7 protein-coding genes are annotated in these 10,628 nt (G+C 62.0%); 2 read left to right on the top strand and 5 right to left on the bottom strand.

The features are described 5' to 3' along the window. Positions 1 to 750 (bottom strand): TRAP transporter substrate-binding protein (locus tag IG168_RS18980; protein ID WP_193166187.1); only part of this gene is annotated, 750 nt, incomplete at its 3' end. Between the two features lie 152 nt (positions 751 to 902). Then, positions 903 to 1,868 carry a sugar kinase gene (locus tag IG168_RS18985; RefSeq protein ID WP_193166188.1) on the bottom strand — a complete coding sequence of 322 codons (966 nt, stop codon included), beginning with the start codon at positions 1,866 to 1,868 and terminating at the stop codon, positions 903 to 905. Between the two features lie 288 nt (positions 1,869 to 2,156). On the opposite strand from IG168_RS18985, the gene uxaC reads away from it, so the two are divergent. Together uxaC and IG168_RS18995 are read left to right on the top strand one after the other, a co-directional pair. After that, entirely contained in the window at positions 2,157 to 3,572 is a 1,416-nt protein-coding gene (gene uxaC, locus IG168_RS18990) for a glucuronate isomerase (protein WP_193166189.1), read from the top strand. Positions 3,573 to 3,633: 61 nt separating this feature from the next. Next, positions 3,634 to 5,127, top strand: coding sequence for a mannitol dehydrogenase family protein (locus IG168_RS18995; RefSeq protein ID WP_193166190.1), 1,494 nt, complete (start codon positions 3,634 to 3,636; stop codon positions 5,125 to 5,127). Positions 5,128 to 5,324: 197 nt separating this feature from the next. Here the strand turns inward: IG168_RS18995 and IG168_RS19000 are convergent, their stop codons facing one another. The 3 genes from IG168_RS19000 to IG168_RS19010 all read right to left on the bottom strand — a co-directional run bounded on the left by IG168_RS19000 (position 5,325) and on the right by IG168_RS19010 (position 10,461). Then, positions 5,325 to 8,126 carry a TonB-dependent receptor gene (locus IG168_RS19000; RefSeq protein WP_193166191.1) on the bottom strand — a complete coding sequence of 934 codons (2,802 nt, stop codon included), beginning with the start codon at positions 8,124 to 8,126 and terminating at the stop codon, positions 5,325 to 5,327. A gap of 22 nt (positions 8,127 to 8,148) precedes the next feature. Continuing rightward, entirely contained in the window at positions 8,149 to 9,531 is a 1,383-nt protein-coding gene (locus IG168_RS19005; protein ID WP_193166193.1) for a glycoside hydrolase family 28 protein, read from the bottom strand. Between the two features lie 138 nt (positions 9,532 to 9,669). Then, entirely contained in the window at positions 9,670 to 10,461 is a 792-nt protein-coding gene (locus IG168_RS19010) for a gluconate 5-dehydrogenase (protein ID WP_193166192.1), read from the bottom strand. Between the last annotated feature and the right edge of the window lie 167 nt (positions 10,462 to 10,628).

A 10,628-nucleotide genomic window follows, 5' to 3' on the forward strand; every position in this document is an offset into this window, starting at 1 on the left:
TTTCCAGATCTCGGTGCTGATCAGCAGCATGTCCGGCACATAGGTGTGCTCGTCGAGGGTGTAGTACTTGGAAACCTCGTAGTGCTTGGAAAGGTAAAAACTGGGGGGATTATTTTCCGCGCCGTTGACTACGCCCTGCTGCAGGGCGGTATAGAGCTCACCCCAGCTGACCGGCGTCGCCGCGCCGCCGAGGGTGTTGACCATCTTGATCGCGGTCTGGCTGTTCTGTACGCGGATTTTCAGGCCATTCAGGTCAGCAGGGGTGCGGATCGGCTTGTCGTTGGCGTAGAAACTGCGGCTGCCCGCATCGTAATAGCCGAGCCCGCGCAGGCGCGCGCTTTCGCCGGCGAGCAGCAGGCGGTGGCCCACATCGCTCTGCAGCACTTTCCAGTAGTGGTCTTTGTCGCGGAACACGTAGGGAAGGTTGAAGACTTTCAGCTCCGGTACAAAGCCCTCCATGGGGCTCGCAGAAACCTTGGTCATTGCCAGGCTGCCGATCTGCAGCAGCTCGATCAGCTCGCGCTCGCTGCCCAGCTGGCCGCCGGGATAGATATCGATGCGCATGGTATTGCCGGACAGCTCCCGCAGGCGCTTGTCCATAAAGACCATGGCGCGGTGCACCGAGTGTTGCTGGTCCAGGGTATGGGCCAGCTTCAGCACCGTCTGCGACTGCTTGAGCCCGCAACTGGTGAGCAGCAGGCAGAGACCCGCCAGCACCGCCAGACGGAGCGGTATTGCTCTCTTCATCATCTCGAGTACCTGCTATCTATTATTATTGCTACAGGTAGGTATTACCGGTACCTGGCCAATGGCCAGCGGCAAGCCCAAATTGGTCTTACCATTCTATCGGCACGTGTGGTCGGCTGCAATGCCGCCCACGGAAACTTAACTTAACGCCTCGCTCAGGCGCGCGCCAGTGCGCCCTGCCCCGTCCCCTTTTCCAGGCAGGGCGTGAATTGTGCTGCGGGGATGATCGCGCCGCGGTAGCGAATGACCTGTGCCGCGCAGCGATTGCCGGCAGCGACAGCTGCCTCCGGCTCCCCGCCGCACAGGCGCGCCGCCAGGTAGCCGGCGTTGAAGGCGTCGCCAGCGCCGGTGGTATCGACGATATCCGACACCGGCGGCACTTCCAGGGCACTCAGGGTGCCGTCGTACTGCAGCAGCACCGGCTCGGGGCCTCGCTTCAGTACCAGTTCGCCGAGGTGATAGCGGCCGTTGCGCTCCAGGCACTTGCCGGCTGTGCGATCCCCCCACAACAACTGCTCGTCTTCGAGCGTCAACAGGGCGATATCCGACTGCTGCAGCACCGCATCCACCGCCTGCTGTGCATCTCGCGCAGAACCCCACAGGCGCGGCCGGTAGTTGCTGTCGAACGCCACCCGGCCGCCGCCCCGGCGGAATTCAGCGAGAAACGCGAGCAAGTGCTCACGCGCTTGCGGCGCCATGATTGCCAGGGTGATGCCGGACAGATAGAGACAGTCCATCTGCCGCAGCCGGGAGGCCAGGCGCTCGCGCCGGGCGTCATCGAGGAACAGCTCCCGCGCCGGTGATTCACCGCGCCAGTAGGTAAACTGGCGCTCGCCGTCAGCATTGTTGCGGATCGTGTAGAGACCCGGGCAGCGCCCCGGCAGCTGCTCGATGGCGGCGGTGTCGATGCCCTCGGCAGCCATGGAGTGCAGCATCTGTTCGCTGTAGGGATCGTCCCCCAGTAGCGTCGCGTAACTGACGGCGACGCCGCTGCGGGCCATGTAAATGGATGTATTGTAGGTATCCCCGGCGTAGGACTGCGCCAGCAGCGGTACCGCAGTACCCTGCCCCTGCTGTGGCGCCAGCTCCACCATCACCTCTCCCAACGCTGCCAGTTTCACGCTGCCCCCTGCATTTTTATTCTGTGTGGCCGGCGGATCGCCGCCGGCATTTAGGTCTTACCATATTTATTGACTGGTATAACCAATTTTTGGCACCATGACAACACCAGCCTGTGGGTGCCTGCACCCAAACAGTGCTGCTGGGTTTTCTCCACGCCTGGTGCGGCGCGCCGTTTATCGCATTGCCGCGCATGCCACCGCTCCCGCCTGCGGGAGCGGGTTTTTTCCCGGCGCTGGATTGATATCGTTATGCTTGAGAGTCAAACCAATAACAAGAGCCATGCCCCTATGACACGCCCCCTGCAACTGCATCCCGATCGCCTGTTTCCCGCGGACAGCTACAGCCGGGACATCGCGCGCAAGCTCTACCAGAGCGTTGTGGACCTGCCCATCATCAGCCCGCACGGCCACACGGATCCATCCTGGTTTGCCGATAACCAGCCGTTTGGCAATCCCGCCGACCTGCTGATCAAACCGGACCACTATGTCTTCCGCATGCTCTACAGCCTCGGAGTACCGCTGGAGAGCCTCGGTATCCCGAGCCGCGACGGCACAGCGGTGGAAATCAATCCCCGCGCCATCTGGAAACTGTTTGCGGAACACTACTACGCCTTCCGCGGCACACCCTCGCGGATGTGGCTCGATACCGTGTTTCACGATGTGTTCGATCTCGACGTGGCGCTGGATGGCCGCACCGCGGACCTCTACTACGAGCGCATCGACAGCTGCCTGAAAACGCCGGAATTCCTGCCGCGCGCACTGTTCGAGCGCTTCAATATTGAGGTGATCGCCACCACCGAGTCGCCGCTGGACGACCTGCGCCACCACCAGAAAATTCTCGACAGCGGCTGGGGCGGCCGCGTGATTACCGCCTACCGCCCGGACCCGGTGCTCGATCCCGACTACGAGGGCTTCGCCGACAATCTGCGCCAGCTGGCGGAGCTGACCGGTGAGGACACCGGCAATTTTGCCGGCTACCTGGCAGCGCTGCGCAATCGGCGCGAATTCTTCAGGCAGATGGGGGCCACCTCCACCGACCACGGCCACCCGACCGCAACCACGGCCAACCTGGGCCGCGCAGAGGCGGAAGCCCTGTACAACCGCGTGCGCGACGGCGGCGCCAGTGCCGAGGACGCGGAGCTGTTCCGCGGCCAGATGCTCACGGAAATGGCACGCATGAGTCTCGACGACGGTCTCGTTATGCAGATTCACCCGGGCTCGGTGCGCAACCACAACGCGGTGGTATTCGAGCGCTACGGCCGCGACAAGGGTGCGGATATCCCGTCGCGCACCGACTATGTCCACGCGCTGCGCCCGCTGCTGGAAGCCGTCGGCAACGAACCGGAGCTGACCATCATCCTCTTCACCCTGGATGAAACCAGTTACAGCCGCGAGCTGGCGCCGCTGGCGGGTCACTATCCGGCGCTGAAACTCGGCCCGTCCTGGTGGTTCCACGACAGCCCTGAAGGGATGCGCCGCTTCCGCGAGCAGGTCACCGAAACCGCCGGCTTCTACAACACCGTCGGCTTCAACGATGACACGCGGGCCTTCCTGTCCATCCCGGCGCGCCACGACGTCGCCCGGCGCATGGATTGCGGCTTCCTCGCGCAGCTGGTGGCGGACCACCGTCTGGCCGAAGACGAGGCCTTCGAGCTGGCCCACGACCTCAGTTACGCACTGGCCAAACGCGCTTACAAGCTGTGAAAAAACAGTGGCCGCGACCACCGGCCGCAGTTGACTGCCGAAACGGATGCAGGAATTCCCGATGAATGAGAAAGTTTTGAACAACCAGGTGCTGACAGGGCTGCCGGCTGCGGTCGCCACGCCGCGCTACGACCGCGACGCTCTGACTCCCGGTATCGTCCACCTGGGTATCGGCGCCTTCCACCGCGCGCACCAGGCGTGGTACACCGAGCAGGTGTTGTCCGACGCTGCGCCCGACTGGGGCATCATCGGCGCCAGCCTGCGTTCGCCCGGAGTGCGCGACCAGCTGGCGCCGCAGAATTATCTCTATTCGCTGGTGGTCAAAGGCAACGAGGGGGAAAGCGTTCAGGTCATCGGCAGCGTACTGGATGTTTTTGTCGCGCCGGAAAGCCCGCACGCGCTGCTGGAAACCCTGGCGCGCGAGGAAATCCGCATCGTGTCGCTGACCATCACCGAGAAGGGCTACTGCCACGATCCCGCCAGCGGCACACTCAACCTGCAGCACCCGGATATACAGCACGACCTGGCCAACCCCCACGCGCCCAAAAGCGCGCTGGGCTTTATCGTCTACGCGCTGCGCAAGCGCCGCGCGGCGGGACTCCCCGGCTTTACCCTGCTGTCCTGTGACAACCTGCCGAGCAACGGCCAGTTGTTGCAGCGCGTGGTGATGGCTTTCGCCCGCCAGATCGACGGGGAACTGGCGGACTGGATCGCCGACAATACGCGTTGCCCCAGTACCATGATCGACCGCATCGTACCGGCGACAACCGATGCCGACCGCGATGCGCTGGAACAGCGGCTCGGTGTGCGCGACAACGCCGCGGTGATGGCGGAACCCTTCACGCAATGGGTAGTGGAAGACAACTTCCTGCGCGGCCGCCCCGCGTGGCAGGAGTCCGGAGCCACCTTTGTCGAAGACGTCGAGCCCTTTGAACTGATCAAGCTGCGCCTGCTGAACGGCTGTCATTCCCTGCTCGCCTACAGCGGCTACCTGGCCGGTTTTGAAACCATTGCCGACGTCATGGGCGAGCCGGCCTACGCCGCACTGGCGGAGCGCTTTCTCGCCAGCGAGGCCAGTGCAGCGGTCGAAGCCCCGGCGGGATTCGATCTGGCCGCCTACCGTCAGCAGCTGCTGCAGCGCTTTGCAAACCGCGCCCTGCGCCACCGCACCTGGCAGATCGCCATGGACGGTTCGCAGAAAATTCCCCAGCGCTGGCTCGGCACCCTGCGTCACCAGCTACGCAGCGGCGGCTCCATTGAACTGCTGTCACTGGCGCTGGCCTGCTGGATCCGCTACGTGTCCGCGGTCGACGACGCCGGCAACCCGATCGATGTTTCCGATCCACTGGCAGCGGAACTGAAGGCCCTCGCTGAGCGCTGCGGCAACGATCCCACGGAGCTGGCGCGCGGCCTCCTCAATTTCACCCCGGTGTTCGGCGAGGACCTGCGGGACAGCTCTCAACTGCAGCAAGTACTGACTGCACAGCTGGCACGCGTAATCGAACATGGCGCACTCGCCGCCGTGCGCATGCAAATGGAATCCTGCCCCGCCTGAATTTTTCCCGCGACGTTTCCATGATGCCGGAGCGGAGCAGCGCCGCTCCGGCAAAACCTTCCCTGGGCTTTGCCTGAAATATTTCCAGCGCACGAAATTCATAAAAAAGGCAGGCCTGTGCCTGCCGAAAATGCGCATTGATTGTCGCGGAGATACCGCTTCCCCGGTCCAGACGGGGAAGCGGTTTTTGCTGCGGCTTAGAAGTTCAAGCGCATGCCCAACAGCACTTCGCGACCGGTGCTGTTGTATTCACGCACCAGATCCAGGTCGCCTTCCGGGCCGGTGGTGTAGAGGCGCTCGGTTTCATTGGTGAGGTTGATCGCCTCCAGCGTGACCTTGATATTGTCTGTCACGTTGTAGAAAGCCGACAGGTCTACACGGGTCGGGCCGGTAGTGGCGTGCGACGCGTTGTCATTGGACCCGGTCTGGTCGGTGATGTAATCGTCACGGTTGTTGACCATCACGCGGCCACCGAACAGATCAGTTTCGTAATACAGCCCAAAGTTGTAGCTGTTTTCCGACAGTCCCTCCAGCGATCCGACGATACCGTTGCCGAACTCCGCCTCGGACTTCACGTGGGTGAAGTTGGCCAGCACACCGAAATTGCTCGCCCAACCCGGCAGGAAACGCAGCGGCTGCTGGTAGGAGATTTCATAGCCGTCCAGGTCGGCACCGTCGCCGTTTTCACTGGTGGTGATATTCCAGTCGTCGGAAGTCGGCGACAGCACACTCGGATCGTACAACGGGCTGTTCGGGTCGTACTCCGGACGCGCGGCGACAATAGCGCGGATATCGCTGGGCAGCTCCTGCCCCGTCAACGTGGTGCCAGTAATAAAGCTTTCGATCTGCTTGTGGAACACAGTGAATGCGAGCAGCGATTCCTCGTCGAAATACCACTCCAGGCCGATATCGGCGGAGTTCGCGCGGATGGGTTGCAGACCCGGGTTACCCACGGACACGTTGCCGTTGATCGGCGTCACGTCCACAGTGCCAGCCATACTGCCGAGCCCCGGGCGCGACAGATTGCGGGCCAGCCCCACGCGCAGGTAGAGGTCGTCCTGGAATTCCCACAACAGGTTGGTGGACGGCAGCCATTCCGTGTAGCTGTCTTCCAGTTTGGTGGGCACGTAACCGCCCATACCGTCACCGCTGACACCTTTTGAGGTGACAGTGGTATCCACCACGCGCAGGCCGGCATTGACCGTCAGCGGGCGCCCCATCAGCTCGGTGTTCACGTTGGTTTCCACGTAGCCACCGAGGGTTTCCTCGGTAATGTCGTAGGTATTGGAGTTGTCCGGATCCAGCGTGAACTGACCCGCACCCCAGGCCGCATTGGCCGCATTGAAATTCGCCACCAGCCAGTTGGTCGGGAATCCGTTCGGCGCATCGATGCCGTCGGCATAACCGCTGACCACACTGGCCAGCTGCGTGGTGACAGTGCCGTCGAGTACCGCCGGCGTGTTGATGGTGCCCTCGGTGGGATTCCAGAACTGCGAATCGATTTCGCGACTGTTCCAGATCAGGCCGGTCTTGATATTCGAGGCATTGTCGTCGCTGATGGTCAGGTCTGCGCGGAAGGTATCGTTATCGCGGCGCACTTCCTCGTGACGCAGTGTCGGCCCGGACCAGACATAATTGGCAGGATCGAGCGTATCGAAATCGTAGGACATCTCCGCGATATCGCTGTCCTTGGCAAACGAATAGGAAAAACCGTGGCCTTCGGCTGCGGTGAGGTTGTAGCGGTACTGCTCTTCCACATGCTCGGATACCGCGTTGCCGTACATCACATCGAGCTGCATATTGTCGGCGAGGTCGAACTTGCCCGACAGCACTGTCTGGGTAAAGTCGGAATCACTGAACTGGCCGCGGCTCTCGGAGCGCGGCGTGACGTTGTCGAATTCACCGGCGACGATATAGCGGCCGCTGCTGTCGAGCGTCACACTGGTCGGCGAGATCTGGTCGTAAGTATTACGGAATTGCGCAAAGTAATTGTACGAAGTCACATCCGCACTCAGCTGCGAATTCAGCACGTCCAGCGAGAACTCCATGCGATCGTTCGGGCGGAACTGCAGTGAGCCGGTCAGGCCGAGGCGCTCCTGGTAGCGGTTGAACGAATCCATGCGCGGCAGGCGCGGTGTCCACATGTAGTCCAGCAGCTGCGACTGATCGAAAGTTTCGCCGGGATAGTTGGCACCGGGATTCGGGGTACCGTTGATGACGGTATCCGCGTCGGTATTGGCCCAGCTGCGCTCGCCGTTGCTGTAGGGCGCCGTCCAGCGCACGGAACCGAAACCTTCCTGGCGCACGGTACGCTCGGAATAAGCGGCGCTGACCAGCACACCCACCTTGTCTTCGAGGAAAGTGTTGCTGTACATGCCGGTCATGCGCGGGTCTGTCTCGCCGGCAAAACTGTCGGCGGTCAACTGGCCGCCGAACGACATCTGCTGGCCGGGGTTGTCGAACGGATGCGGCGTGGAGAGTTCGACGGTGGACGCCAGTCCCCCCTCTTCCACCGAGGCCACCGGCGACTTGTGGATGGTAATGCGGTTAAACAGTTCGGAAGCGAAGACGTTGAAGTCGAAATCGCGGCCGCGATTCACACCGCCGGAGGAGTCCAGCCCGCCGGTGCTGGCCGGCACTTCCATGCCGTTCAATGTAGTGCGGGAAAAGCCCGGCCCCAGACCGCGAACGGTAATGTTGCGGCCCTCACCCCCTTCGCGGGAAATGGCCACACCCGGCACCCGCTGCAGGGATTCCGCCAGGTTGAGGTCAGGCATCTTGCCGATATCTTCGGCGACGATACTGTCGGTGTTGTTGGCATTCATGCGCTTGGCATCGAGGGCGCGCTCCAGGGACTGGCGGAAACCGGTAACGGTGACCTCCTCCAGAGCCTTGCCCGAATCTGCTGCCGGCGCGTCGGTGACTTGCTGTTCCTGCGCCATCGCCGGAACAGCGACGGCCATGGCCAGCACAAGCGGTTTCAGTTGATATCTCACCATCTCAAGCTCTCCTTCTCTTCTTTTATTGTTCGCGCCAGCTGAGTACTCCATCGATGCGCTGGCTACCGAGTGTTACCCCGTCAAAAGTCAGGTTGACCGCGTTCTCCACCACCAGGGGTGTGTTGACCCGTTCGACGCTGACATTTCTGAACTGCACATCGCGCAATGGCGCTGCGGCCGGCGCGTGCACTTCCAGAAAGGTATCCACCTGCCCGACACGGATATTTTCGAAAACGATGTCCCGGTAAGTGGACGGGAAGAAGCCGCCCAGCTCACCGGGATAGTTCATCTGAAACCAGAACAGGTTTTTGAACGACTCCACCTGCAGGTTGCGCAGGTAGACGTTTTCGACCAGACCGCCGCGGTCGAGGTTGGATTTGAAGCGGAAGGCGGACGCGCCTTCGCGCAGGATATTGTCGGTGAAGAAGACATCGCGAATACCGCCGGACATTTCGCTGCCCAGCGCGATGCCATCCTCACCGCCCATATCGTTGTTGCGCACGAGAATCCGCTCGCTGGGAATAGCGATGTTGCGGCCGTCCTGGTCGCGGCCGGACTTGATCACCACCGAGTCGTCGCCGGTGCGGAACCGGCAGTTTTCCACCAGCACATTGCGACTGGACTCGATGTCGATGCCGTCGTTGTTAGGGAAGTCGCTCTCTACACGAAGTCCGCGCACGGTGGCGTCCCGGGTGTAGACCAGATGGTTGACCCAGAAGGGGGAATTCTTTGCTGTATAGCCTTGCAGCAGCACCCGGCGCGCGTGAAAGAACTGCACCAGTGGCGGACGCAGAAAAGTACCCTCTGCGAATATCCGCTCTTCCACCGGTACACCACTGGCACCCATCTTGCGCAGGCGCTGCATATCCCCCTGGGCCCGGCCATGCCACGGATGGAAATCACTGTCGGCGTTGCCGTCGATGGTGCCCGCACCGGTGATCGCCACGTCTTCCACGTCGGCGGCATAGATCAGCGGCGAGTAGGTAAACAGCTCTGTGCCCTCCCAGCGGGTTTTGACCGCCGGCAGGTAGTGCTCGGGCCGCGGCGAAAAGCGCAGCGTGGCCCCCTCTTGCAGATGCAGTTCGATATGGCTGTGCAGGATAATCGGGCCCTTGCTCAACCAGGTACCGCGGGGTATCACTACCCGCCCGCCGCCATCGGCGACCGCCGCGGCAATTGCGCGCAGGATGGCCGGGCGCGCATCGGCACCGTCGCCCGCCGAGATATCGAAATCGGTGATGGGATAGTTGCGTGCGGGAATCTGCGGCAGCTGGACCTCCGCCGGGATACGCGCGGCGCTCTCCCAAGGATCCGTCTCTGTCGCTGCGCACGGCAGAGACAGAAAGGTAAAAATGGCCAGCGTAATCACGGGCGCTCTGGAACTGGCCCGGCGACACTCTCTCATCACTTCGGCTCCTCGCGGCGGATGCCTTGTTATCTTTTTTAAGGCGGCAGGATGCCCTCCAGCTGCGCTCGCGCGGCCGGGACCACTTGGCTATTTGCCGATTTGTTATTGCTTTGTGCGACTGCGGGTAGTGGCTAGCTACTCGTTACCTGGCTTGCCGATGGTGGCCAGTATTCCACCATCGACATATACGATCTGGCCGGTGACGAAGTTGCTCGCTTCACTGGCCAGAAAGACGGCCGTACCCTGCAGGTCTTCCGGGTTGCCCCAGCGTCCCGCCGGCGTGCGGCTCAAAATAAATTCATTGAACGGATGGCCATCCACGCGGATCGGCGCTGTCTGGCTGGTGGCGAAATAGCCCGGGCCGATGCCGTTAACCTGCACATTGTGTCTGGCCCATTCGGTTGCCATGTTGCGCGTCAGCATTTTCAGGCCGCCCTTGGCCGCGGCGTAGGCGGAGACGGAATCCCGGCCCAGCTCACTCATCATTGAACAGATGTTGATGATCTTGCCCGCACCGCGCTCGATCATGCGCCTGGCCACCGGCCGCGTCATGGTGAAGACACCGGTCAGATTGGTTTCAATGACCTTGTTCCACTCTGACAGCTCCATTTCCAGCAGCGGCACCCGGCGGATAATGCCGGCATTGTTCACCAGCACATCGATCGGGCCCTGCTCCTGTTCGATCAGGCCCACCATGTCGGCCACTACGGCCTCTTCAGTGACGTCGAACAGATAGCCGTGCGCATCCAGACCCTTGTCTCGCAGCGCAGCCACCGCGCTGTCGAGTTTTTCCTGTGACGAGTGCCCGGTAATCACCAGTTTCGCCCCGGCGTTACCCAGACCTTCGGCCATGGCCATGCCCAGGCCGTGAGTGGCGCCGGTCACCAGCGCGACTTTGCCGGTTAGATCAAACAGTGCATTCGACATTTTTACTCCCGCTTGTTCTTTTTTCTCGGCCTGTGCCAGAGCCAGGCTTCGCACGTCCGGAAATTCCGTTCATTACTCTCGCTGCAAGGGGCGGCGCCTCTGTCGGCAGCCATTTGCTCTACAGCCTCATCGGCAATCGTTTCACAAACGGCTGCCGACAGAGGCGC

Origin of the sequence: Microbulbifer hainanensis (genome assembly GCF_014904735.1) — a bacterium.
GTDB lineage: Bacteria > Pseudomonadota > Gammaproteobacteria > Pseudomonadales > Cellvibrionaceae > Microbulbifer > Microbulbifer hainanensis.

Excerpts from the sequence above, each read along its gene's own strand:
- uxaC (WP_193166189.1), top strand. The coding sequence starts at position 2,157 with ATGACACGCCCCCTGCAACTGCATCCCGATCGCCTGTTTCCCGCGGAC.
- IG168_RS18995 (WP_193166190.1), top strand. The coding sequence starts at position 3,634 with ATGAATGAGAAAGTTTTGAACAACCAGGTGCTGACAGGGCTGCCGGCT.
- IG168_RS19000 (WP_193166191.1), bottom strand. The coding sequence starts at position 8,126 with ATGGTGAGATATCAACTGAAACCGCTTGTGCTGGCCATGGCCGTCGCT.
- IG168_RS19005 (WP_193166193.1), bottom strand. The coding sequence starts at position 9,531 with ATGAGAGAGTGTCGCCGGGCCAGTTCCAGAGCGCCCGTGATTACGCTG.
- IG168_RS19010 (WP_193166192.1), bottom strand. The coding sequence starts at position 10,461 with ATGTCGAATGCACTGTTTGATCTAACCGGCAAAGTCGCGCTGGTGACC.